Source organism: Vibrio sp. R15-SG3-ISO1A (genome assembly GCF_059833955.1).
Genome location: NZ_JCBDGH010000066.1, coordinates 1 through 25,281, shown reverse-complemented (window position 1 = coordinate 25,281; position 25,281 = coordinate 1). Strand labels below are relative to the sequence as shown.

The 25,281-nt window shown below is 49.8% G+C and carries 23 protein-coding genes; 12 read left to right on the top strand and 11 right to left on the bottom strand.

The window, feature by feature from the left end; genetic code table 11:
- Window positions 1-11: 11 nt before the first annotated feature.
- The 4 genes from AC6R0L_RS10405 to AC6R0L_RS10390 all read right to left on the bottom strand — a co-directional run bounded on the left by AC6R0L_RS10405 (window position 12) and on the right by AC6R0L_RS10390 (window position 3,749).
- Window positions 12-752 (bottom strand): ATP-dependent zinc protease family protein, encoded by a 741-nt coding sequence (locus AC6R0L_RS10405; RefSeq protein WP_500625833.1) that lies wholly within the window; start codon window positions 750-752, stop codon window positions 12-14.
- A 160-nt stretch (window positions 753-912) separates the two neighbouring features.
- Window positions 913-1,887 carry a tRNA 5-methoxyuridine(34)/uridine 5-oxyacetic acid(34) synthase CmoB gene (cmoB, locus tag AC6R0L_RS10400; protein WP_334551001.1) on the bottom strand — a complete coding sequence of 325 codons (975 nt, stop codon included), beginning with the start codon at window positions 1,885-1,887 and terminating at the stop codon, window positions 913-915.
- A 140-nt stretch (window positions 1,888-2,027) separates the two neighbouring features.
- Entirely contained in the window at window positions 2,028-2,765 is a 738-nt protein-coding gene (gene cmoA, locus AC6R0L_RS10395; protein WP_487902693.1) for a carboxy-S-adenosyl-L-methionine synthase CmoA, read from the bottom strand.
- A gap of 102 nt (window positions 2,766-2,867) precedes the next feature.
- On the bottom strand, window positions 2,868-3,749 hold the full coding sequence (locus AC6R0L_RS10390) for a DUF72 domain-containing protein (RefSeq protein ID WP_500629074.1): 882 nt from the start codon (window positions 3,747-3,749) through the stop codon (window positions 2,868-2,870).
- 269 nt (window positions 3,750-4,018) lie between these two features.
- Here AC6R0L_RS10390 and aspS point away from each other — a divergent pair, with 269 nt between their 5' ends.
- On the top strand, window positions 4,019-5,791 hold the full coding sequence (gene aspS, locus AC6R0L_RS10385; RefSeq protein ID WP_500625835.1) for an aspartate--tRNA ligase: 1,773 nt from the start codon (window positions 4,019-4,021) through the stop codon (window positions 5,789-5,791).
- Window positions 5,792-5,897: 106 nt separating this feature from the next.
- Here the strand turns inward: aspS and AC6R0L_RS10380 are convergent, their stop codons facing one another.
- Complete coding sequence (locus AC6R0L_RS10380; protein WP_334550996.1) at window positions 5,898-6,590, bottom strand: pseudouridine synthase; 693 nt, start codon at window positions 6,588-6,590, stop codon at window positions 5,898-5,900.
- 346 nt (window positions 6,591-6,936) lie between these two features.
- On the opposite strand from AC6R0L_RS10380, the gene AC6R0L_RS10375 reads away from it, so the two are divergent.
- A complete protein-coding gene (locus AC6R0L_RS10375) occupies window positions 6,937-9,162 on the top strand; it encodes an NADP-dependent isocitrate dehydrogenase (protein WP_500629073.1) in 2,226 nt (741 codons plus the stop codon).
- A gap of 101 nt (window positions 9,163-9,263) precedes the next feature.
- Here AC6R0L_RS10375 and cspD read toward each other — a convergent pair whose 3' ends face one another.
- Window positions 9,264-9,485 (bottom strand): cold shock domain-containing protein CspD, encoded by a 222-nt coding sequence (gene cspD / locus AC6R0L_RS10370; protein ID WP_334550993.1) that lies wholly within the window; start codon window positions 9,483-9,485, stop codon window positions 9,264-9,266.
- 538 nt (window positions 9,486-10,023) lie between these two features.
- Between cspD and clpS the strand changes: the two genes are divergently transcribed.
- Both clpS and clpA read left to right on the top strand, forming a co-directional pair.
- Window positions 10,024-10,344: an ATP-dependent Clp protease adapter ClpS gene (clpS, locus tag AC6R0L_RS10365; protein ID WP_334550991.1), complete on the top strand. Its 321-nt coding sequence runs from the start codon at window positions 10,024-10,026 to the stop codon at window positions 10,342-10,344.
- 43 nt (window positions 10,345-10,387) lie between these two features.
- Complete coding sequence (gene clpA / locus AC6R0L_RS10360) at window positions 10,388-12,658, top strand: ATP-dependent Clp protease ATP-binding subunit ClpA (protein WP_334550990.1); 2,271 nt, start codon at window positions 10,388-10,390, stop codon at window positions 12,656-12,658.
- A 76-nt stretch (window positions 12,659-12,734) separates the two neighbouring features.
- On the opposite strand, the gene AC6R0L_RS10355 is transcribed toward clpA, so the two are convergent.
- A complete protein-coding gene (locus tag AC6R0L_RS10355) occupies window positions 12,735-13,361 on the bottom strand; it encodes a YdcF family protein (RefSeq protein ID WP_500629072.1) in 627 nt (208 codons plus the stop codon).
- Window positions 13,362-13,369: 8 nt separating this feature from the next.
- The gene (locus AC6R0L_RS10350; protein WP_500629071.1) at window positions 13,370-14,191 is read right to left on the bottom strand and encodes an NAD-dependent epimerase/dehydratase family protein; all 822 of its coding nucleotides are present in this window, start codon (window positions 14,189-14,191) and stop codon (window positions 13,370-13,372) included.
- Between the two features lie 257 nt (window positions 14,192-14,448).
- On the opposite strand from AC6R0L_RS10350, the gene AC6R0L_RS10345 reads away from it, so the two are divergent.
- Window positions 14,449-15,219 carry a substrate-binding periplasmic protein gene (locus AC6R0L_RS10345; protein ID WP_500629070.1) on the top strand — a complete coding sequence of 257 codons (771 nt, stop codon included), beginning with the start codon at window positions 14,449-14,451 and terminating at the stop codon, window positions 15,217-15,219.
- Here AC6R0L_RS10345 and AC6R0L_RS10340 read toward each other — a convergent pair.
- The 3 genes from AC6R0L_RS10340 to AC6R0L_RS10330 all read right to left on the bottom strand — a co-directional run bounded on the left by AC6R0L_RS10340 (window position 15,216) and on the right by AC6R0L_RS10330 (window position 16,815).
- Entirely contained in the window at window positions 15,216-15,449 is a 234-nt protein-coding gene (locus AC6R0L_RS10340) for a TIGR02647 family protein (RefSeq protein ID WP_334550984.1), read from the bottom strand. The genes AC6R0L_RS10345 and AC6R0L_RS10340 overlap by 4 nt on opposite strands.
- Window positions 15,450-15,694: 245 nt before the next feature.
- Window positions 15,695-15,826, bottom strand: a complete 132-nt coding sequence (locus tag AC6R0L_RS10335) for a hypothetical protein (protein ID WP_487902670.1) — start codon at window positions 15,824-15,826, stop codon at window positions 15,695-15,697.
- A 188-nt stretch (window positions 15,827-16,014) separates the two neighbouring features.
- Window positions 16,015-16,815: an ABC transporter permease gene (locus tag AC6R0L_RS10330; RefSeq protein ID WP_500629069.1), complete on the bottom strand. Its 801-nt coding sequence runs from the start codon at window positions 16,813-16,815 to the stop codon at window positions 16,015-16,017.
- A gap of 429 nt (window positions 16,816-17,244) precedes the next feature.
- Between AC6R0L_RS10330 and torE the strand changes: the two genes are divergently transcribed.
- From torE to ruvA, 7 genes are all read left to right on the top strand, one after another.
- Complete coding sequence (torE, locus tag AC6R0L_RS10325; RefSeq protein ID WP_334550978.1) at window positions 17,245-17,421, top strand: trimethylamine N-oxide reductase system protein TorE; 177 nt, start codon at window positions 17,245-17,247, stop codon at window positions 17,419-17,421.
- Between the two features lie 76 nt (window positions 17,422-17,497).
- The gene (gene torC / locus AC6R0L_RS10320; RefSeq protein ID WP_500629111.1) at window positions 17,498-18,679 is read left to right on the top strand and encodes a pentaheme c-type cytochrome TorC; all 1,182 of its coding nucleotides are present in this window, start codon (window positions 17,498-17,500) and stop codon (window positions 18,677-18,679) included.
- A gap of 24 nt (window positions 18,680-18,703) precedes the next feature.
- Window positions 18,704-21,166, top strand: coding sequence for a trimethylamine-N-oxide reductase TorA (gene torA, locus AC6R0L_RS10315; protein WP_500629068.1), 2,463 nt, complete (start codon window positions 18,704-18,706; stop codon window positions 21,164-21,166).
- A gap of 179 nt (window positions 21,167-21,345) precedes the next feature.
- Window positions 21,346-22,161: a hypothetical protein gene (locus tag AC6R0L_RS10310; RefSeq protein ID WP_500629110.1), complete on the top strand. Its 816-nt coding sequence runs from the start codon at window positions 21,346-21,348 to the stop codon at window positions 22,159-22,161.
- A gap of 185 nt (window positions 22,162-22,346) precedes the next feature.
- Window positions 22,347-24,089 carry a glycoside hydrolase family 36 protein gene (locus AC6R0L_RS10305; protein ID WP_500629109.1) on the top strand — a complete coding sequence of 581 codons (1,743 nt, stop codon included), beginning with the start codon at window positions 22,347-22,349 and terminating at the stop codon, window positions 24,087-24,089.
- Window positions 24,090-24,155: 66 nt separating this feature from the next.
- Window positions 24,156-24,677: a crossover junction endodeoxyribonuclease RuvC gene (ruvC, locus tag AC6R0L_RS10300; protein WP_487902666.1), complete on the top strand. Its 522-nt coding sequence runs from the start codon at window positions 24,156-24,158 to the stop codon at window positions 24,675-24,677.
- Window positions 24,678-24,748: 71 nt separating this feature from the next.
- Window positions 24,749-25,281: Holliday junction branch migration protein RuvA (ruvA, locus tag AC6R0L_RS10295; protein ID WP_500629067.1), on the top strand; the 533-nt coding region annotated here is incomplete at its 3' end.

Below are 25,281 nucleotides of genomic sequence, written 5' to 3'. Positions count from 1 at the left end.
CCGTTACCTTATTATTTTTTTGCAACTTCCGTGTGAATGTACTTCTTGCTGACATCGACGACGGCGATGTCACGGATAAATTCACGACCTAGAAGAACAGGATGACTCATTTGAGAGCGATCTGCCAATGTAAACTGCGCTTTTTCATGAATTTTTCCAAGTTTGACCCAAAGTTCAACCACGACTCGTCGCTCCAGTTCTTCATTGGTGGATTGACGAATTTTGACATGGCGAACCACGGGCGCTTCGATCCAGTTGTCATCATTTAACTCTGTGACACCATCGGAGAGGTGGAAGCGAACCCAGTTTTTGCCGTTGCGCTCAAACTCCGCAATGTCGACAGCATTGAGTGACGAGGTCGCAGCGCCGGTGTCAACTCGGGCGTCAAAACGTTGTGAGACGTTGTCTATGGTGACCGTCTCGATTTCTCCCAGCACAATGCGGTTACTTGGGTCAACCTTGACAATTTTCTGCGTGGGCGCTTTGGGTGTGGTTTGTGCTTTTCTCGGTGTGTTGACGCGTTTTTTCAGTTCACCCACCTCACCACCTAACACCAAGACTTGGCTCTCTAGGCTTTCGATGTAGTCGGACTGATTGCTCAGTTGCAGGGCGATGTTTTCGAGCTTGTTATTAAGAGAGGTTTCTTGCGCTGAAATCGCGGCGAGTGTTTCTTGATGGTACGGCTTTTCGTCAGTTGTCGCGCAGCCTGAAAGCACAGCAAGGGCGACAAGCGGAGTCAATCTTGAAAACATTAATCAACCTAAATTGGGCAGTAAAACAGAGATAAAAACAAAGAAATAGTCCCTTACTGACTGGGCGTATTAGGCGGCAGAAAGTAAGGGTTTGGAGAGTAACGATTCGATAGCAAAAATGCGTTAACGTATTGTCAAATCTTTAAGAAATTCGGAATTCCTAGTTGGGTTTCTTCGCCACTAAGATCGCACGTCGTGGCGCCGGATAGCCTTCCACGGTTTTGCTCGGATCGCTTGGGTCTAAATAGTCTGGCAATGAGTTATGCGTCATCCAATCGGTGGTGCGCTGTTCACCGGTGGTTGTGACGTTTTCATCCACAATACGCACCTGTTCAAAGCCAACCAGTTCCAGCCAGACTTTAAGCGCTTTGGCGGAAGGGAAGAAGTACACATTTCGCATCTGTGCATAGCGAGATGTCGGCACCAATACGGATGTTTCATCGCCTTCGATAACCAGAGTTTCGAGCACCAGCTCTCCGCCTGCCACCAATTGATCTTTAAGTTGGATCAAGTGATCAAGCGGCGAGCGGCGATGGTAGAGCACACCCATGCTAAAGACGGTATCAAAGGCTTCCAGTTTTGGCAGTTGTTCTATACCCAGCGGCAGAAGATGGGCTCGCTGATCACCGCCCATCAGTTTGCGAATCGCTTCAAACTGGATCAAAAACAGGTGTGATGGGTCGATGCCGACCGTAAGACGCGCGCCTTCGCCCAGCATGCGCCACATGTGATAGCCATTGCCACAACCGACATCCAGCACACTGCGATTTTTCAGTGGAGAGATATGAGGGAGGACACGATCCCACTTCCAGTCGCTGCGCCACTCAGTATCAATATGGATACCGTGTACGGTGTACGGCCCTTTACGCCAAGGGTGGAAGGTACGCAGTAAGTTTTCGAGTTTCTTTAACTCGCCCTCATGGAATGGCGTGTCATTGCTCAACGTCACCGAATGTTTAATATCGACTTGATCTGGCGCGCCTTCTGGGATCTTGTTCAGTGCTTTTAACCAGCGGCCAAAATCACCGTGTTCGGCATTTTGCCAATCGGTCAACTGCTGTGGCAGAACATTCAGCCAAGGTTGCAGACGCGTGTCTTGAGCGATGAGTTGATAGAAATCGGCAAAATTAAACATGAAAACAAGGTCCTCGTTGATACAGGCATGCCCCTAGATATTTATGGTTGCTCGCGGCCTCTAGGGACTCGGCGCGTGCAAATGTGGAGATGGGTGTCGTACAACACTATGCGTTGATGGACACCATATGCGCGTGATGACTACTTAATCGCGAACATAGAACCAAAGTTAAAACACTGAAACCAAACGTCAAAACTACTAAAGCCAATCTTGGCAAAGCGCTCTTTATGCGCTTTGATGGAATCAGGACGCATGACGTTTTCAATCGCGCTGCGCTTTTGGCTGATCTCGAGTTCGCTATAGCCATTGGCGCGTTTAAAGTCATGGTGCAAATCAATTAATAGCTCGTTGGCGCCGACATCATCAAAGACAAATTTCTCGGACAAAATGAGAATACCGCCAGGTCTTAAACCCGCGTAAATCTTCTCTAGCAAACTGTAGCGGTCTTGTGGTGAGAGAAATTGCAGCGTGAAGTTCAAGACCACCACAGACGCGTTGTCGATGTCGATGTGTCGAATATCGGCTTCAACCACCTCAACAGGCGTGTCGCTGCGATAGGCGTTGACGTGCAGTTTGCATCGCTCAACCATGGCTTGCGAGTTATCGACAGCGACAATCTTGCAGCCTTCTTGCTGTATGTGGCGACGCATAGAGAGGGTCGCGGCACCCAATGAACAACCTAAATCGTAAATGTTGGAGTGAGGCTTAACGAAGCGCTCGGCCAACATGCCAATCGCTGAAATGATGTTGCTGTAGCCTGGTACCGAGCGCTGGATCATGTCAGGGAACACTTCTGCGACACGTTCATCAAACGTGAAGTCACCAATTTTGTCGATTGGCGCCGAAAAAATGGTATCTGGGTTGCTCTTAGGGTTCATCACACACTCTCGCTACGGCCGATGCAAACAGTCAAGCATGCCATCGTCAGATGTCAAAAAAGGCGCGTATTTTATGAGATCTTTGCGCGCTTGTCATGTGACTTAAAACATTGATATTTGCGCGTGGTCGCCTTGGCTTGGAAATGGCGCTAAATCGGGCAATGACACCTGCTGTTGCAAACGTCGATAGAGCTTCGCGGCTAGCTCGGGCGCAACCAGGTTGTCGGCGGTATGGATCATCAGGTAAGGCTGCTTTCCTTCGCCTATCCACTGCGGCAATTTATCGAGCCAAGGAGTAAAAAAAGCGTCATTGAGTGGTTCATCAGGATGGCCAATAAAACGCACCATAGGATGCGCTCCGGTGGCAATGGCGTGCACGGGAACGCGTGGTTTCTTCTCTTGGGCATCGATTAGGGCAGCAAAATAGGGGGAGCGCCTGTCCGGCTGGGTCGAAAAAACAGGGCGACTGTCCATAATGATGCGATCGTAATTGCGCTCCAGCAGCCACTGATTGAGTCGCTTTTCGGCGTCACCTTTGGCGAAAAAGGCGGGGTGGCGCACTTCAACGGCGATGGGAAAGTCCGGTGGCAGCATGGCGCAGAAGGTCGTCAACTGTGAAAAGTGTTCCGGTCCAAAGGCAGCGGGGAGTTGAATAGTCCATTGCCCAATGCGCGGTATCAGTGGCGCCATAATGCGCATAAAGTCGGCAAGTAGTGCTTGGCAGCCTTGCAACTGATGCTGGTGGGTGATGGCTTTGGGAAGCTTGAAGGTAAAGCGAAAATCATCGTGCGTGGCGGCTTTCCAGTTGCTCACCGTTGATGACGTTGGCGTGGCGTAAAACGTGGTGTTACCTTCAACGGTATGGAATACCTCAGCATACTTTTCAAGGCGTTGTGAGGCTTGAGTGCCACTACCATAAAACGCCTGCTGCCAGTGGTTGTTTGACCACATTGTCAAGCCTAATCTTAGTGGTAACTTGTCCATACTTCCCTCAATACGCATCGGATGTCTCTACTCTACGAGAGTTTTGAAGAAAAAGGTAATCTGGCGTTATAATCGGGTCAATTTGACGGCGAAATCGGCTTTTTTGGCCATTTGTTGGTGTAAAAATCATCAAAGCACGATAAAACGCAATAAATTGTCGCTGCAACAGTCGATTTAAAATGACTTTCAGCGTATAAATGGACCTTTGCTCTGGCGGCAGTCAGCTAGGGCGTCATCAACTTATTACTAGAGAGATTGGGAATTTCATTATGCGTACCCATTACTGTGGTCACCTGAACAAGTCCCTAGCAGGACAAACTGTAGAACTGTGCGGCTGGGTAAACCGTCGCCGTGATTTAGGCGGTCTTATTTTTATCGATATGCGAGATCGCGAAGGTATCGTACAGGTAGTGGTGGATCCAGACATGGCGGACGCGTACGAAGTGGCGAATACCCTTCGTAGTGAATTCTGTATCAAGCTAACGGGTGAAGTGCGTGTTCGTCCAGAAAGCCAAGTCAACAAAGACATGGCCACCGGTGAGGTTGAGGTCCTTGCGAAAGGTCTTGAGATCATCAACCGCAGCGACGTTCTGCCTCTAGACTTCAACCAAAAGAACTCGGAAGAACAACGTCTAAAATACCGTTACCTAGACCTGCGTCGCCCTGAAATGAGCGACCGCATCAAGCTGCGTGCGAAAGCGTCTAGCTTTGTTCGCCGTTTCCTAGACGACAACGGCTTCCTAGACATCGAAACACCTGTACTGACCAAAGCGACACCAGAAGGTGCGCGTGACTACCTAGTACCAAGCCGTGTTCACAAAGGCAGCTTCTACGCGCTTCCTCAGTCTCCACAGCTATTTAAACAGTTGCTGATGATGTCGGGTTTTGACCGTTACTACCAAATCGTTAAGTGTTTCCGTGATGAAGACTTACGCGCTGACCGTCAACCTGAATTCACTCAGATCGATATCGAAACCTCATTCATGACCGCTGACGAAGTGCGTGCAACCACAGAGAAAATGGTTCGTGACATGTGGCTAGAGCTACTGAACGTTGACCTCGGTGAGTTCCCTGTCATGCCATTTAGCGAAGCGATTCGCCGTTTTGGCTCTGACAAGCCAGATCTACGTAACCCACTAGAGCTCGTTGACGTTGCAGATCTAGTGAAAGACGTTGAGTTCAAAGTCTTCTCTGGTCCTGCCAATGACGAGAAAGGCCGCGTTGCTGTGATTCGCGTACCGGGTGGTGCGTCACTCACTCGTAAACAAATTGACGGCTACGGCGAGTTTGTTGGTATCTACGGTGCGAAAGGTTTGGCATGGATGAAGGTCAACGACCGTGCGGCGGGTATGGAAGGTATCCAATCTCCTGTGGCTAAATTCCTTAGCGAAGAGGTGATCAATGGCATCCTTGAGCGCACGCAAGCGGAATCTGGCGACATTATTTTGTTCGGCGCAGATAAAGCGAACATCGTGGCTGAAGCGCTGGGTGCACTGCGTCTGAAACTGGGTAAAGACCTAGAGCTGACAAAAGAAGGCACTTGGGCGCCTCTATGGGTTGTTGACTTCCCAATGTTCGAAGAAGACGATGAAGGCAACCTGCACGCTATGCACCACCCATTCACATCGCCTCTCGGTGTGACGGCAGAAGAGCTAAAAGCGAACCCTGCAGCGGCGAACTCTAACGCCTACGACATGGTACTCAACGGCTACGAAGTGGGCGGCGGTTCTGTTCGTATCCACAACGCGGAGATGCAAGCGGCGGTATTCGACATTCTTGGCATCGATGCGGATGAGCAACGTCTGAAGTTTGGCTTCCTATTGGACGCACTGAAATTTGGTACGCCGCCGCACGCGGGTCTTGCATTTGGTCTCGACCGTCTTGTGATGCTGTTGTGTGGCACCGAGAACATCCGTGATGTGATTGCGTTCCCGAAAACGACGGCAGCGGCTTGTCTATTGACCGATGCGCCTAGCCTTGCTAATCCTGCCGCGCTTGAAGAGCTAGCGATTGCAGTGACCGCAGCGAAAGATAAAGAGTAATCCCTTTACGGGTGACGAAACCAAAAAATACCGCTCAATTGAGCGGTATTTTTTTATTCTAAGTTACTCTGAGAGGGTAACGAAGAATCATTTATAACAAGGGCAATTACAGGTCGACGGTTTGCCACTCGCCTGGCTGCAAATCGCCTAACGTGATGTCACCCATCGAGTAGCGCACAAGCCTAAGGGTCGGGAAGCCGATGTGCGCGGTCATGCGTCTGACTTGGCGATTACGACCTTCGATGATGGTGATGGCGAGCCAAGTCGTTGGAATGGAGGCGCGAAAACGCACCGGCGGGTTGCGCTCCCAAATATCAGGCGCGTCCATGCGTTCGATGGTGGCCGGCAGTGTCATGCCATCTTTTAATTCAACCCCTTGGCGAAGCTTGTCGAGATCCGCATCGCTCGGCTCGCCTTCTACTTGTACCCAATAGGTTTTAGGGGCTTTCGATTTGGGCGAGGTCAGTTTGGCTTGGAAGATGCCGTCATTCGTCAGCACCATCAGCCCTTCACTGTCACGATCGAGTCTTCCAGCGGCGTACACATCTTTAACATCGATGTAGTCGGCTAAGGTCTTTCTTCCCTCCCCATCGGTGAACTGGCTCAAGGTGTCATAGGGTTTATTGAAGACGATCACCTTACGTTCTGATGGCGCGATCTTCGCTTTTTGACTTGGCTTTTTCCTGCGATGTTTAGACGAGCTGCGCTTGGCATCTTGCGCGCCAAACGGTCGTTTTAAACGTGTTTGACCGTTGCGTGGTGAAGCGGGCTGAGACTCGCGTCTTGAGCGTGGTGACATGTTAACTACCTTGCAAAAATGTAAACGAAGTGTGGGCGAAAGTTTCGATCTATCTCGAATTACGCTATGATGTGCGCGCCTCGAATCAGGATTGGCGCACAAGATAATAGACTATTTTGCCGATTTTGTTTAATTATAACGATTACGTTCTCATGGACGCCGAGTCAGCGAAACACAAAGTTTCAACGGCGATGGCCAAACAAAAAAAGAGACATCTAAATCGCAACAAGTGAGGGGATGACGATACCAAGGCAACCACATTCGTGTTGGTATTATCTACTTGTCGCGGACAGACCACAAAAGCCCATGCATCCAATGGGTTTGTCAGAACAAATAGGGAAATTTCATGCCTACAGAAAAGCCTACAATTATTTACACGATCACCGATGAAGCGCCAGCGCTAGCGACCTACTCACTACTGCCAATTATCCAGTTTTTCACTGCCTCCTCAGGCATTGACGTAGACACACGCGATATTTCACTCGCCGGTCGTATCATCGCGAGCTTCCCTGAGCATCTGACGGCAGAACAGCGTATCGGTGATGCGCTTGCTGAATTGGGCGAGTTGGCGAAAACACCTGATGCCAACATCATTAAACTGCCGAACATTTCGGCGTCTATCCCACAGTTAAAAGCCGCAATTAAAGAGCTGCAAGCCAAAGGCTACAACCTGCCGAACTACCCTGAAGAGCCAAGTACATACGAAGAGGAAGCGATCAAAGCGACCTACGACAAGATCAAAGGCAGTGCAGTGAACCCGGTGCTACGTGAAGGTAACTCTGACCGCCGTGCGCCGCTTTCAGTCAAGAACTACGCAAAGAAAAACCCACATTCAATGGGCGCGTGGTCAAAAGAGTCGAAGTCTCATGTCTCGAGTATGGATGACAAAGATTTCTTCGGTAGCGAGAAGTCGGTGACAGTCGAGCATGCGACCAAAGTGACCATCGAATTTGTCGCGAAAGACGGCAGCACAAAACAACTGAAAGCGCCGTTCGCCCTGCAAGATAAAGAGATCATTGATTGCGCGGTGATGAACAAAAATGCACTCGTGGCGTACTTTGAGCAAGAGATTGCAGACGCGAAGCAAAAAGATGTGCTGCTATCACTGCACATGAAAGCGACCATGATGAAAGTCTCTGACCCAGTGATTTTCGGTCATGCCGTGAAAGTCTACTACAAAGACGTGTTTGCTAAGTATGGTGAGCTGTTTGAGAAACTCGGCGTTGATGTCAACAATGGTATCGGCGATGTGTACAGCAAGATTGAAGCCTTGCCGCAAGATCAAAAAGCCGAGATTGAAGCCGCGCTTCAAGCTGTGTATGAAACTCAACCACCATTAGCTATGGTCGATTCTGATCGCGGTATCACCAACCTTCACGTGCCAAGTGACATCATCGTTGATGCCTCGATGCCGGCCATGCTTCGTGCATCCGGTCAAATGTGGGGCCCTGATGGCAAACAGAAAGACACCAAAGCGATGATTCCAGATCGCAGCTACGCGGGTATCTACCAAGCGGTGATTGATTTCTGTAAAGAGCACGGCGCGTTTGATCCAACCACTATGGGTAGCGTGCCTAACGTGGGTTTGATGGCGCAGAAAGCGGAAGAGTACGGCTCACACGATAAGACCTTCATTCTCGATGCCGATGGCGTTGTCCGTGTTGTTGACAGCAACGGCCAGGTACTGCTTGAGCAATCGGTAGAAGCGGGCGACATCTTCCGTATGTGCCAAGTGAAAGACGCACCGATTCAAGACTGGGTAAAACTTGCGGTGACACGTGCACGCGCAACCGGCGTCCCTGCGGTATTCTGGTTGGATGAAAATCGTGCTCATGATGCTCAGCTGATCAAAAAAGTGAACGCGTACTTACCTGAGCACGACACCTCTGGTCTAGAGATCAAGATCCTTGCACCACTTGAGGCGTGCAAATACTCGCTAGAGCGCATTAAAGAAGGTCTTGATACCATCTCTGTGACAGGTAACGTGCTGCGTGACTACTTGACGGACTTGTTCCCAATTCTTGAGTTGGGCACCTCGGCGAAAATGTTGTCTATCGTACCGCTAATGAACGGCGGTGGTCTGTTTGAAACAGGGGCGGGCGGCAGCGCGCCGAAGCACGTTCAACAGGTGGAAAAAGAGAACCATTTGCGTTGGGATTCATTAGGTGAGTTTTTGGCATTAGCAGCGTCACTGGAACACCTCAGCGTCGTGACAGGCAATGCTAAAGCGCAAGTGCTGGCCGATGCCCTTGATAAGGCGACCGGTGAGTTCCTTGACAACAACAAGTCACCGTCTCGCCGAGTTGGCGAGCTTGATAACCGTGGCAGCCATTACTACCTTGCTACCTACTGGGCAAAAGCGTTAGCAGAGCAGACCGCTGATGCTGAGCTTGCGGCGGAGTTTGCGCCGATTGCGAAGTCGTTGCAAGACAACGAAGAGGCTATTATCGCTGAGCTCAATGGCGCTCAAGGTGTCGCGGGCGATCTGGGTGGCTACTACGCACCAGTGTTTGAAAAGGCCGCGACGCTAATGCGACCAAGCGCAACACTCAATAGCATTATTAATCGCTAATAGACTGGCGAACCGATAAACAAAAACCCGCTGACTGAGCGGGTTTTTTATTGCGTTAGATTTGCGGCGCCGAAGAATCGGGCGAAGTTTTTTGGCAGCGGTTATTTAGCTGGTTGAGCGTCCACTGGTGTCACCACGCTGGCGTGGTAGCCTTTAGGACCTTCTTCCACTTCAAAATTGACTTGTTGGCCTGCTTTCAGAGTACGATACCCATCCATTTGAATGGTTGAGTAGTGCGCAAACACATCACTCTCTTCACCTTCTGGACAGATAAAACCAAATCCCTTGGCATTGTTAAACCATTTTACTGTACCTGTAGCCATGCTATACATCCCTCATGCATTGTTTACTGACGTTGTTGGTGGTTACACGACCGATTTCAACTCCGCTCTATACTGCCGCCATTCCTGTTGCCATTTGATGACCGTCTAGCGCTGAATGTTGTCAAAATGTGACGTGTAAACAAAAAGTGAATTTCCATTCAGCCGCTGCCAAATTTTTACTCACTATTTGACCAATGTAGCCAATGATTGAACACAGTCAATAGAAAAAACGTATTACACTCTACATATTTGCAAACAAATCACTTTTGAGATTTACATTTTTGCAACGGTTTTCAATATCTAGTCTACGGGGTGATTTTGACAATTCAGCGATTTTGGCTTCTTTTTAATCAATCAGATAGAGGGCTTGAGAGAATAAAAATCTTTTATTTGCAGGCTTGGAAATGGTGGATTAGTCTCTAAGTAAGCGTGAAATTTTTGTTGTGCTTAAATGGTCTAAATTACAAGAGCAAAATCTAAAACTTCTCTTCCATGAAGTGGTAAACTGAAACCAGATAAACCTAATTGTTGAAGAGTCATGAGCAAGCAGTTTGAATGGGTGACTCCAGATTCTGACTTACTGGAGCAAGAAAGAACAGAAATTAAGCCACCGTCCATGTATAACGTTGTATTGAACAATGATGATTACACCCCCATGGACTTTGTCATCGAAATCCTAGAGCGTTTTTTCTCTATGGATATTGATAAGGCAACTCAGGTGATGCTCAAAGTGCATTATGAAGGTAAAGCGGTCTGCGGCACCTACACCGCGGAAGTCGCTGAAACCAAAGTGGCGCAAGTCACAATGTATTCCAAGGAAAATGAGCATCCCCTGCTTTGTACAATGGAACAAGCGTAACGTTTGTTCGAGCAACCATCGTTGTTCTATTTAGGAGGTACTTATGCTGAACAAAGAATTAGAGTCGAGTCTAAACGGCGCGTTCTCACGTGCACGTGACAAACGACATGAGTTTATGACCGTCGAGCACCTCCTGCTAGCATTGTTAGAAAATGATGCTGCGCGAGAGGCATTGAAAGCCTGCCAGGCTGACATCGATGCACTTCGTGCCGAGTTGGACATTTTCATCGATCAAACCACCCCCCTGATTCCTGATAACGACGAAACCCGTGAAACGCAGCCAACGTTGAGCTTCCAGCGTGTGCTGCAGCGAGCCGTTTTTCATGTGCAATCGTCTGGTCGCAGCGAAGTGACTGGCGCGAATGTTCTCGTTGCTATCTTTAGCGAGCAAGAATCCCATGCTGCTTATCTGTTGAAGAAAAACGACATCAGCCGCTTGGACATCGTCAACTTTATCTCTCACGGCATTACCAAAGCCTCCAGTTCGGGCGACGAGTCCTCTTCATCGGATTCCTTTGGCAGTGACAGTGTCGAAGAGTCAGGCTCTGAAGAGCGTCTAGAAAGTTTCGCGACTAACCTCAATCAAGTGGCGAAGCAAGGTCAAATTGACCCACTGATTGGGCGCGATAAAGAGCTAGAACGGACTATCCAAGTCCTGTGTCGCCGACGTAAAAATAACCCACTGTTGGTGGGTGAAGCGGGCGTTGGTAAAACGGCGATCGCGGAAGGCTTGGCGTGGCGAATCGTCGAAGGGCAAGTGCCTGAGATCATCGCCAACAGCGTGATCTACTCGCTCGATATCGGCTCGCTGCTGGCGGGCACCAAATACCGCGGTGATTTTGAAAAACGTTTCAAAACCATCTTAAAGCAGCTTGAAAAAGAGCAAGATGCCATCCTATTTATCGATGAGATTCACACCATCATCGGTGCGGGTGCGGCATCTGGTGGTCAAGTGGACGCCGCTAACCTCATCAAACCGCTCCTCAGCAGTGGCAAGTTACGCTGTATTGGCTCCACTACGTACCAAGAGTACAGCAACATCTTTGAAAAAGAGCGTGCGTTGTCTCGTCGCTTCCAAAAAATCGACGTGGTGGAACCTTCGCTTGATGACACCACCAAGATCTTGATGGGGCTAAAACCCAAATATGAAGCGCACCACGAAGTGCGTTACACCAATAAAGCCTTGCGTGCGGCGGTTGAGTTGTCGGCGAAATACATTAACGAGCGTCACTTGCCAGACAAAGCGATTGACGTCATTGATGAAGCGGGTGCGCGCAGCCGCTTAGCCCCAGCCAGTCGACGTAAGAAAACCGTCGGTGTGGCCGATATCGAGGCAATGGTTGCCAAAATGGCGCGCATCCCAGAGAAATCCGTCTCCTCTTCTGACAAAGAAATTTTGCAGAACTTGGATGAGAAGATGAAGATGCTGGTGTTTGGTCAAGACGATGCCATCGATGCCTTGAGTGAGGCGATTAAGCTGACTCGCGCAGGGCTAGGTAACGACAACAAACCGGTCGGTTCTTTCTTGTTTGCGGGCCCAACCGGGGTGGGTAAAACCGAGGTCACTGTGCAGCTTTCTAAACTTATGGGTATCGAACTGCTTCGTTTTGATATGTCTGAGTATGGTGAGCGTCATTCGGTTAGCCGTTTAATTGGTGCGCCTCCAGGTTACGTTGGCTACGATCAAGGCGGTTTGTTGACCGATGCGGTTATTAAACATCCACACTCCGTTGTCTTGCTGGATGAGATTGAAAAAGCGCACCCAGATATCTTCAACTTGTTACTGCAAGTGATGGATAACGGCACACTGACGGACAACAATGGCCGTAAAGCGGATTTTCGTAACGTGATTCTTGTGATGACCACGAATGCGGGCGTGAAAGAAACCGAGAAGAAATCCATCGGTCTCATTCAGCAAGATCACAGCCATGATGCGATGGCAGAAATTAAGAAGGTCTTTACACCTGAGTTTCGAAATCGCTTGGATAACATCATCTGGTTTAACAGCCTGGATGAACATGTTATTCATCAGGTGGTTGATAAGTTCATCGTTGAATTGCAAGCCCAGCTTGATGCACGCGGCGTGTCATTGGAAGTCTCTGATGATGCTCGTCACTGGCTATCGCTCAAAGGTTACGATAAGGCGATGGGCGCACGTCCAATGGGCCGCGTGATCCAAGAGCAGTTGAAGAAACCTTTGGCGAACGAGCTGCTCTTTGGCTCCTTAGTTAACGGTGGCACAGTGAAAGTCGATCTTGATGGCGACGCGCTGACCTTCAAATACTTAGGCGAGCAAGAAGAAGCGGTCCACTAAATCCAAACACGAATAAGACCAAGGCCAGATCATCGCGATCTGGCCTTGTTGTTTTGCTATGAGGCTAAACTGTCGTTCAATCAAAGATGGCTTTGAGTGCACGATACGCCTGTTCGACGGAATCTGGTACCACTTGCTCGACCTGAAACCCAAGCTGTGGATAGGTTTTTATTCGCTCGAAATCGCCAAGCATTGCCCGCACTGTGGTATCAAGGTCAATCTCTTCATTGAAATAGTCCCAGACTGTTAGTGCCGGCGAAGTGACGAACACCTGCCGATAGGGTAGAGGCCACTGTTTTAAAAATGCGGCGTAGCAGCGCCGCTCCATATATGGTTTTTGTACCAATAGGATCGAATCGAGCTGAATGTTCAATTGTTGGAGCTTATCCGCGCTAAATAGCAGGTTTTCGCCGGTATTCGTGGCTTGGCTTTCTATCACAATATCACGGCGTGGAACGCCCATATCGATGGCAATTTGAGCGAAGGTGTCGGCTTCACTATCGGTAAATAGACCTTGCGTTAAGCGCCCAGCACCGCCGCTAAAGATCACCGTCTTAGCCCAGCCATCGAGGTAGAGCTTGGCGGCGTGCTCTGCAACACGCACATCATTACTGCCGAGAACCAACAAAGCGTCACAACGCTCTAATGGCTGGTTGAGTCTCATATACGCCCATAGGTGCTCTAGATGTTGATACAGTCTCATGATGTGACTCACAGCGCCTCTAGCGTATGTTGGAAATGAAAACGATAACCGAGCTCTAGCAAACGGTCCGCCATAATCCGTTTATCTTCTACATCGACAATCGGTGGTAGGGGCTCTGACAGCCCAGCTCTTTCTAACGCAGTTTGATAAAATTGCGCTTTGCTCACGGTATTTGGCGTCGTGGCATTGATCACCATATTGTTGTCATGCAGAGCTGCAAAACTGACTGCACCTATGGCATCAAGTAGGTGAATCATATTGGCGGGCGCAAGGCGACTCACTTGGCGAAGCTTGGCTGCAAATCGAGAAGGGTGACGCTCAGGGCCAATAAGACCGCTGCAACGAACGATGGCAAAACGCAACCCAGAATCTTGAACGTGTTGCTCAGCACGGAGCATGATTTTGGCATTGTCAGAAAAGGTACTGTGCGTGTTGGCCAATGCTAAGGTGGCGTCGTCCTCATACATCTCTTTCGCCACTGATGGGTAAACCGTGGTCGAGCTGACCATCACCAGCTTGTTGACCCCGATGTTGACACAGGCTGTGGCGAGTTTTTTCCACTGCTCGGCGTATTCATCGCCCTTACCTTTACGAAAACCTGGCGGAAAACAGCCGATCACGATCGTAGGTTGAATCGCGCTGAGTGAGCGTTCCACCTCAGACTGCGGACTATCGAGCTGGCAGATAAAGCCATCGAGGTGCGCTGCTTTGAGCTCATCTGCCCCCGCCTCACTAGTGCGGCTGACCGACACCTGATGGCCAATGGATTCCAAGTATTGAGCAAGTGGGCGACCTAACCATCCGCCGCCAATAACCGCTATATGACTCATGACATCCTTCCTTCATTTGTTTCCTTTACTCTATCTTGCGTTAGGTGTAATGAAAAGCATTGTGAAAGTGTTCGCAACCGTATCGCAAGGCTACGTAGAGGTGTTGGCCAAAATGAATCTAGCGAATTGAGTCAATCACGCTAATATTAAAAGTGAGACAATGGGTGGCAATGGGCGCCAAACCTTGAATGTCACCCGCTTGAATAGCGACTGCTGCTAAGGCGTTGAATGCTAGGGCGTTGAAAAAGGAAGGTAAGATGATCAAGTGGTGGTTTGCTTTGTTGTTACTGACATGGCAAGTACAGGCTAACCAACGTGTCGTGATGACGTCACTCAACTGGCCACCGTATTCAGGTGAAGAGCTGATTGAGCAGGGTGTCTCCGTCGCCATTGCCAAGGAAGCGTTTGCCGCCATGGGCTACCAGTTAGTGGTTGAGTTCAAGCCTTGGGTCAGAACGGTGACGACGGCCAGTCGCAAAGCCCAGTACATCGGTTACTTCCCCGAATATTATTTTGATACACAAGAGTTTGTGTTTTCAGACCCGATTGGTCGCGGTCCGCTAGGGCTGGTGGAAAACACCCAATCACCCATTCGTTGGAGCACACTCAGCGATCTCACTCAATACCGCGTTGGAACCGTGAAAGGGTATGTCAACACACCAGAATTTGATCAGATGGTCGCTTCCGGCTCCCTCACAGTGGAAGAGACGCTCGATGATTTACGTAATGTTTATAAAGTGGCAAAAGGGCGATTGGATGCGGCGGTGATTGATGCCAATGTGCTCGATTTTTTGATTCGGCGTGATTCACGCTCCGCTTTATTGTCAAAGCGATTGCGAATGAACCCCACCTTATTGGCGGAAAAAGATCTCTTTGTGGCGTTTAACAACAGTGAAGAGGGGCGCAAGTGGCGAGACATCTTTAATCAAGGCCTCGCCACAATCGATCCACTGGCGATCGCGGCCAGTGTTCAGAAAAGACAACAAGAACCGGGTAACGTGACTCAGTTACCCGTGGCGGATAACTAGCTACACAGCACGCGAAGAATCTTATCAGCGTGCTCGGCCACTTCAATGCCTTCGTCCGTCAGGTAGCCACCATCAGGTAGCGTACAAAGCCCCTTTTGATACAGACGAGCCACCGCGGATTGCATCTCTTGCGACGCCTCGTGGTGCACTTTGATGCCAGTCGCTGCGCTGCTGATATCGAACTGAAGTAAGAGATTCAGTTCAGAAAGGTGCTCGCTGGAGTATTTCATAGACGGTTTCCTTCTGTTTCTATCGTCGATCTCACCATAAGCGCCCAGCCCCGTTAGAACAACGCCTTGCGGCGAGTTTTGTTAGCTCAACCACTCTTTTTTAGTGGCCAATGATCACTTCTGAAAGCTAAATCTTATTTCCTTATTTTTAGTGCTTGAATTTGATCACATTTAGAAACACCGTTTGGATGTTTAGTTGAATCAAAAAACCTAGCTCGCGCTAGGTTTTTTCGTATCGTCTCTGATTAGTCGAGGCTTTGATGATAGGGCTCATCAAATGGCAGCAGTTCTTTGGGCAAAGAGACCAGCCAATCACGCAGCTCTTCACTGCCTACCTCTTCTTGATCGCACACTTGGTGTAATGGATTCACTATCATAACAACACTCCTTTGCAGTTACCGATTGCATCCTATGGTCATTTTGTGACCTGTTTATTACAGTTATCGAAATAAATCATACTCGGATGAAAGTAAAGGAATTTTTCTATAATCGTTAAAATTGACGTTTTGCGTCTCGACCAAGGCTAGGTATCACCACGGTTATCCACAGAATCTGTGGATAAGATCTATTCTTGTTCAGGCTCGATCCTTTTGACCCGTGTTTGACCCGATTGGCTAAAGTTGACTGCAATATTCAGCCGAAGCGTGGTGGTAATGGAGATGGTCATCATGACAAATATCGCCACCATGATCATCACTTGGTATTTGATCGCAATAATAGGGCTTGCTCCGCCTAAAATTTGACCAGTCATCATTCCTGGCAACGTGACCAATCCGCTGGTGGTCATTGAGGCTAATGTGGGTGCCACGGATTTTTGAATCGCTTCGCGAACAAAAGGCAGGGTAGCAAAGCTGGGTAGCGCGCCCAGTGAGATCGCCGCTTGGTACTCGGTATTGCGCTGCTCAAAGGCGGTGTAAAAATGTTGCAGCGCGACGATATTGCCGCTCAAACTGTTGCCCAGAAGCATGCCAGCGAGGGGAATTAAGTACTGAGCGTGATAAAACGGCGTGGGTCTCACGACCAAAGCGGTGATAATCAGCAACACTGGCGTCAGGCCGACGATGAGGCTTGTGGTGACGACCGCCATCAATGGGCGGCGAGGTAAACGTGCTTTGTTGATGATGGAACTGGCGCCAATCAAAATCATCACGGCGAGCCAGAGCACATTGACCAGCGCGCTATTGAGCTCAAACAGGTATTCGAGATAGACCCCAACCAGGGCCAGTTGTAGCGTCATTCTCGCGACGCCTATGAGCGCATCTTTGCCAATGTTCAGTTGATAGTAGCGACTGATAGAGAGCGGCACGCTCAAAGTAAGAAAAAACAGCCCAAGAATGGGCCAAGGAATATCCACCACACTGCTCATTATTCATCTCCATATTCGCGTTTATTCTACACCATTGCGTTCATTGTGACAGATTGGCCGCTGCGCTCGGATTGAGCCCTTCATTCCCGTTTCTCATTAATAATAATTTAACAATTTGTTGGGAAGTTGAGCGCTCAGGCTTACGTTTTTTAAGCCAATTTGAAAGTGAAATGTTATGTGAGTAACCGTTTTTTAACTCTTTCTTCTTGTTCATATTTCTTCACAAATGCACCTTATTTAACACATAAAATCGCAATCCATCACATCTCTGTATCAGCTCAAAAAAGTGTCGAATAGTCGCTGTGATGGGCTTGAATTCGATTGAACCCCACAGAATGTGTGGTCTACCATTACGTGTATCCGTTGTACGAAATTTGTGCGTATCGATCAGCGCTCAAAGTGAGCATCAGTGACAGGGCAGGCAAATGTATGAGTAATGTTAACAAAATTGAGAGTGGCGAAAAGCGCTCCTTGGAGTGGAAATCGTTCCTCTTCATCACAGTGATTCTTTTCCCCGTGTTGAGCGTCGTGCTGGTGGGTGGATACGGATTCATCGTCTGGATGCTACAGGTCTTTTTCATGGGACCACCGGGAACGCACGGTTAATGACGCACGGTGAGTGATGCACGGTTAAACCAAGAACCGTCACTGACGTTAAGAATAAGATGAAAGAGAAAGAATGATGAAAGCACTAATTGTTAAGCTGTGGCGAACCATGACTCGCCCTGCAGTTCATATCAGCCTAGGTGTGCTCACCATGGGTGGCTTTATTGCTGGGGTGATTTTCTGGGGTGGATTCAACACAGCGCTAGAAGCGACCAACACCGAAGAGTTCTGTATTAGTTGTCACACCATGCGTGACAACGTCTATGTTGAGCTGCAAGAAACCGCGCACTGGAAAAACCATTCAGGGGTTCGCGCAACCTGTCCTGACTGTCACGTACCTCACAACTGGACGGATAAAATTGCACGTAAAATGCAGGCCTCCAAAGAGGTGTTTGCGCAGGTGTTTGGTGATCTCGATACGCCTGAGAAATTTGAAGCGCGCCGTCTTGAGTTAGCGCGTCACGAATGGGACCGTTTCTCGGCCAATGGATCACTGGAGTGTAAAAACTGTCACAACTACGAGTCGATGGATTTTGATTTGATGTCACCCACTGCGCGCATTCAAATGCAATCCGCGGCTGAGCGCGATCAAAGCTGTGTGGATTGTCACAAAGGCATTGCGCACCACTTACCGAATAATATGGAAGCGGCGAGCGGCATTGTGGGGGATCTTGAACAGGTCGCCAACGGCACCTCATACAATGTGGGCAACTCTGTGGTTTCGATTCGTCACTTGCCTCTCTATACCGACGAAAGCGCGACCACCGAAGCGGGCCTACTTAGCCCAGCAAGCCAAGTGGCAATTGTGGAAACGAAGGGCGACATGATCAAAGTAGAGATCGACGGTTGGCGCAAGGCGAAAGGCTTTGGACGTGTCATTCAAGAAGACTTTGGTATGAACATCTCAACGGCCATTTTGACGCGCGATGTTTCTCAAGGTGACCAAGTGGTGACAGGGGAAAGCAAAGAAGACGAACTCACGGGTTTGCCATGGGAAAAAGTAGCCGTGGACTTGTGGATGAAAAAAGAGTCGATGGTCTCGGATTTCGAGCCGATTTGGAGCGCTGCCGGCCAAGCGTATCAAACCAACTGCTCGACGTGTCATACGCAGCCTGATGAGGCGCACTTTAGTGCCAATGGCTGGGTGGGGATGCTCGATGGCATGATTGCCTTCGTCAACTTTGACACTGATACCGAAGCCTTGGTGCTCAAATACCTGCAAAAACACTCTTCTGATTTCTCAGATGGTCACCACTAATTCGCGGCAATGGAGTAACAAATAATGGCAATCACAAGAAGAAGTTTTCTAAAAGGTGTCGCGGGAACCAGTGCTGCCTCCTTGATTGGGCCGAGCTTACTGACGTCGGCTGCGGCGCACGCCGGAGAAGTGGATGGTACCTGGAAGGTATCTGGCTCACACTGGGGCGCATTTCGTGCCCGTATCTGGGGCGGGAAAGTACAAGAAATCAAGCCGCTTGAAGTCGATAAATACCCAACCGATATGCTGAATGGCGTCAAAGGGATCATCTACAGTCCCTCTCGTGTACGCTACCCTATGGTACGTTTGGATTGGTTGAAAAAGCATAAGTACTCGACCGATACACGCGGCAACAACCGTTTTGTTCGAGTCACTTGGGATGAGGCTCTGGATCTTTTCTATCGTGAGTTGGAACGCGTGCAAAAAGAGTATGGCCCTTGGGCTTTGCACACTGGACAAACTGGTTGGCGTCAAACCGGTCAGATGCACAGTTGTAACAACCATATGCAGCGTGCGATGGGTTTGCATGGTTACTCCGTGAAAAAGGTCGGCGACTATTCAACCGGCGCGGGGCAAACTATTTTGCCTTATGTGTTGGGTTCCACCGAGGTGTACGCGCAAGGCACATCATGGGAGCTGATCCTCGAAAACAGCGACAACATCGTGTTGTGGGGTAACGATCCGGTCAAAAACCTACAAGTGGGCTGGACATGTGAAACGCACGAGTCGTTTGCCTATCTTGAGCAGTTGAAAGAAAAAGTCGCGCAGAAGCGCGTCAATGTCATCTCCGTTGATCCAGTACGCAACAAAACTGCGCGCTATCTAGGTAATGAGTTGCAATACATCCACCCGCAAACGGATGTGCCTTTTATGCTTGCAATCGCGCACGTGCTGTACAACGAAGATCTGTACGACAAAGCCTTCATTGATACCTACTGCCTTGGTTTTGAAGAGTTTATTGACTACGTGCAAGGTAAGACTAAAGACAAGGTCGAAAAAACACCCGAGTGGGCGGCAGAGATTTGCGGCGCATCCGCCGACGAGATTCGCCAATTTGCGCGTATGCTTGTCAATGGTCGCACTCAGATTTTGGTCGGTTGGAGTATCCAACGTCAGGAGCACGGTGAGCAGCCATATTGGATGTGCGCCGTGATTGCTGCAATGGTGGGGCAGATTGGTTTGCCTGGTGGCGGTATCTCTTACGGTCACCATTACTCAGGTATCGGTGTATCCTCGACGGGATTTGCTGCGCCGGGATCGTTTCCGCTCAATATCGATCAAGGTCAAGAGCCAAAGCATACCAACCAAGATTTCAACGGCTATAGCCGCGTGATTCCGGTGGCGCGTTGGGTGGATGCCTTGCTCGAGCCGGGTAAGAAGATCAACGCCAATGGTGCTGTGGTCACTTTGCCTGACATCAAAATGATGGTGTTCAGTGGCAACAACCCTTGGCATCACCATCAAGACCGCAACAAAATGCGTCAAGCGTTCAAAACACTGCAAACCGTGGTAGCGATTGACTTTGCTTGGACGGCCACTTGCCGTCACGCTGACATCGTCTTGCCCGCCTGTACTCAGTTTGAGCGTAACGATATTGATGGTTACGGTGCGTACTCTGGCCGCGGCTTAATCGCTATGCATAAGCTGGTTGATCCGTTGTTCCAGTCGAAAACCGACTTTGACATCATGACGGAACTGACGCGCCGTTGGGGCCGTTCTGAGGATTACACGCGTGGTATGAGCGAGATGGAGTGGGTAAAATCGCTCTATGATAACTGCCGTGAAGCCAACAAAGGCAAGTTTGACATGCCTGAATTTGACGTGTTCTGGCAGCAAGGTTTCCTCGATTTTGGTCAAGGTCAACCTTGGGTTCGTCACGCTTCGTTCCGTGAAGACCCGGAAATCAACGCGCTGGGCACGCCATCGGGCTTTATTGAAATCACCAGCCGTACCATCGGCAATATGGGCTATGAGTTCTGCCAAGAGCACCCGATGTGGTTTGAAAAATCCGAGCGCTCGCACGGCGGCCCAGGTTCAGAGCAGTACCCTTACTGGCTACAATCGTGCCACCCGGACAAGCGTCTGCACTCACAGATGTGTGAATCTGAAGCGTTTCGTGCGACCTACGCGGTGCAAGGGCGCGAGCCTATCTACATCAACCCAACTGATGCTAAACGCAAAGGCATCAAAGAGGGCGATGTGGTCCGAGTGTTCAACGGCCGAGGCCAGCTACTTGCTGGCGCCGTGTTGACCGATAGCTACGCCCCAGGCGTGGTACGTATCGAAGAGGGCGCATGGTATGGGCCACTCAACGAAAAAGTGGGCGCGTTGGATACCTACGGCGATCCGAATACGCTGACTCAAGACATCCCTTCCTCTGAGTTAGCGCAAGCGACCTCTGCCAACACTTGTCTGGTGGACTTCGAAAAATACACCGGCACATTACCGCCAGTGACCGCCTTCGGTGGGCCTATTGAGGTCATGTAGCACCCATGTAGCCAGCAAAGACCAGCATCGCGCTGGTCTTTTCCTATTTTGGTGACCTGATAACTCGCTGTTTTGGGAATAATGGTTATTCCTATCAGTTCGAGCACGATAACCGCATAATTCGCCACGTTTAATTCCAATAATCAGTGAAAGGGACATCGCTGAACAACTTTGTGGAGATGGCGATGAGCAACAAACCTCTATTCGCACTGAGCGCGTTGGCGTTGGTGCACTTTAATGCAGTAGCCAATGAAGATGTGCAGGACATGTCGGATCCGTTGGCGGTCTATACCCAGGCGGGTGTGGGTTATACCGACAAAGGTCTGAACCTGAAACTCGGTCAAGCGTACGACACCGGCAATCCAACCACGATGGCGATGCACATCGCAGAGGTGAAAGGCTTCCTTGGTGAAGATCTTGGCTGGAATGGCGGCACACGTTCAGACAACGACAACAGCATCGATAGTTTACGCTACCGCCACTTCAGCGTGGATATGACTAACGGTCGTGGCTCGCAGGTGGACGTGAATCTTGGATTCCAAAACACAAAGCCAAACGGCGAGGCAATGGGTACTCAAGGCAGCGCCTCTTACAGCTTTATTCAAGCGTTGCCTAAAATGGGCCCGGTAAACTTCTACCCATTGGCAGGAGCAGGTGTCGCATTTGGTGAAAATCGTGATGCGGTTACAGACAACCAAGCGCAAGATCGCTGGGACATTCACGGCACCTTCTATGTTGTGGGTATGTACAGCAAAATCGAAGTGACTGAGAACATCTGGATCAACTACAACCCAATGTACCTAGGCACCATGTCTGGCTCAAGTTTCTACAAAGACAATGCTTTTGGTGCAGGTGAAGATACCCTGTACGCGCACGAAGCGGCAGTCTCTTACCAAATCAACCCACGCGCCAACGTTCGCTACTTTGCCAACTGGAACGAGAACGTCAACTACGCGAAAGGCGATCACCGTATCGAATTTAACTACCAGTTCTAACGTTCAATGCGTTTTGTATGGTCAATGCCGCTTCCTGTGAAGCGGCATTTTTCGTTGCGCCGAATTTGGCGAAAACAAAAACCATCACATATAGTGATAAAAGTGTGATTTGTAATAGATTTGTTGGTTAGACAGGCACGGTGAGCAGTGCTGTAATGTCAATCGTTGTGGTGAGAGGTAACGAGATGGGCCAAGTGATTCGATTAGATAACGAGCAGGTGCTGTATGTGCCGAGTCGCGATCTTGATGCGGTGGTAGAGGGCAACGAAGTCCACTTTCGCTTCCAAGGCTTAAGTAATGATCCATTCGGCTCACACTACGCACTGTTCTCAACGGATTTTCAGTTTGAGCGTCAGGCAACGGTACTTGGTGATGGCTTTCAAATGCTCGCTCAAACCACCGGCACCATCGACAAGCCGGTGGATATCGGTCGCTGTCCTGACAACAGCGCGAGCTATCGGCTCTATGGATCCAACGAACCTAAACGCTATTACAACTATTTGGTGGTCGAAGACTCGCTGGGCTACACCTTGTTTGGCTTTACCTCTTGTCGGCGTTTCGCCGGCTATTTTGAGGTGAGAGAGCAGAAGGGTACGCGCACCCTCACGGCTTACATTGATGGCGAGAATACCCACCCTAGTGATTGGAGCCATAGCGAACTCGAATCGGTTGTTGTGCTACAAGGCCCCTCACTTTCCGGACTGTATGAAACCTTCAGTGACTGCATTGCCAAACATCATCCACCGCGTGCAGGTGTTGATGGTGTCGCGCCGCTGGGCTGGTGCTCTTGGTATGCCTATTATGCGCAAGTCAAAGAGCAGCAGATTCGCGACAATGTGCGCTGCATGAAAGAAAACATTAAGCCGCTCGAGTACGTGTTAATTGATGATGGCTATCAAGCGTTTATGGGCGATTGGCTCTCGCCATCTGCGCAGTTTCCGTCTGGGCTTGCGTCCTTGATTGAGGAGATAAAGCGCAGCGGCAAAAAGCCCGCGATTTGGGTCGCGCCTTTTATTGCCGAGGGCAACTCAACCATTTTTCGCCAGCATCCAGATTGGTTTGTCACCCATGACAATGGCCAGATCATGAAAGCAGAAGACGTCACCTATGCGGGCTGGCGATGCACGCCTTGGTATCTGCTCGATACGACTCACTCGGATGTGCAAGATCATCTCACCCATGTGTTTAAGACCATGCGCGAAGAGTGGGGGATTGAGCTGTTTAAGCTTGATGCAAACTATTGGGGAGCGTTAAAAGGCCGTCGTTGGCAGTCGGGCATTACGGGGGTGGAAGCCTACCGAATGGGGATGGATGCCATTGCTCAAGGGGCTGGCGATGCGTGGTTACTGGGCTGCAATGCCCCAATGTGGCCGTCGCTAGGCATGGTTGATGCGATGCGCGTGTCCGATGATGTCGAGCGAGACCCAAGGCGATTTGAGCAAATCGCCAAAGAGACCTTCTACCGCAGTTGGCAGCATCGCAAACTGTGGCAAATCGATCCCGATTGCGCGACGCTGGTCTCGTTGCCCAATCAGGCAGCGGAACGTCAAGCGTATGAATTCCATCGTGATGTGTTATTAGCCAGTGGCGGATTACTGCTCTCTGGCGACCCTCTACCGGATCTCACCACATTCGCGAAAAAGACCCTAGCGAAACTGGTGATGCGACACAACCACAATCAAGACGCCGCCAAGTTTACCGCGTTTAACCTGCATCATGGGTTTTTGAAACTGACTGAGCGTAACGACTTACACTGCTTATTTAACTACCACCAAACCGGCCGAGAAGTCACGTTGACCTCCGATTACCCAGTGTATTGGTTTGATTATTGGAGTGGCGAGAAGCTGACCGCTGAGCCTGAGCAAGTGATTGAAGTGACGCTTGAGGCGGGCTTATCGAGCCGCGCGATCATTACCGCTCCGTCTTGATGCTTTGCGCTACATATTCCCCCATCGATTGGGTAGAATGACGTTTTTTGCCAATCTAGGATCTCAATGTCGATAATTTTAGGAATCGATCCGGGCTCAAGAATTACCGGATATGGCGTGATTCGCCAAACAGGTCGACATCTTCACTACCTCGGCAGCGGTTGTATACGCACGTCAGAATCGGAATTACCCGGCAGGCTCAAGCAAATTTACGCAGGCGTTTCGGAGATCATCACCCAGTTTCAGCCCGATGTGTTCGCTATTGAACAGGTCTTTATGGCGCGCAATGCCGATTCCGCACTTAAATTAGGTCAAGCCCGGGGCAGCGCTATTGTGGCGGCGGTGAATGCTGAGTTGCCGGTGTACGAATACGCTGCGCGTCTGATTAAACAAGCTGTGGTGGGTAATGGCGGCGCGGATAAAGAGCAAGTGCAGCACATGGTTCAGTCGATGCTCAAACTGCCAGCCAAACCACAGGCGGACGCCGCCGATGCGCTGGGTGTGGCGATTTGTCATGCCAATACCAACAAAACCTTAGTGGCGCTCGCGGGAAAAGCGACCAGCGCACGACGAGGACGCTACCGCTAGTTTTTTACTGGCTATATATCCAGTTCTTTATTATCATCAAACCACTTTTATACAGCGAATAGGACGAACCAGTGATTGGACGATTGCGCGGCATTTTAATTGAGAAACAACCCCCAGAACTGCTGATTGAAGTCAGCGGGATAGGCTACGAAGTTCAAATGCCCATGAGCTGCTTTTATGAATTGCCCAACATTGGTGAAGAAGCGATCATCTACACACACTTTGTGGTTCGTGAAGATGCGCAGTTGTTGTACGGCTTTAATACCGTCAAAGAGAGAGCGCTGTTTCGTGAAGTGATCAAAGCCAATGGCGTAGGGCCAAAACTGGGTCTCGGCATTTTATCGGGTATGACGGCGAGTCAGTTTGTCGCCTGTGTCGAGCGAGAAGATGTCTCTACCTTGGTCAAATTGCCAGGAGTTGGCAAAAAAACCGCAGAACGATTGGTGGTTGAGATGAAGGATCGCCTCAAAGGCTGGGGGGCGGGCGACTTGTTCACGCCACATACTGATGCCGCGCCGATGGATTCGGCGACACAATCAAGTCAATCGAACGCGGAAGAAGAGGCGATCAGTGCGCTGCTTGCGCTTGGCTATAAGCCAACCCA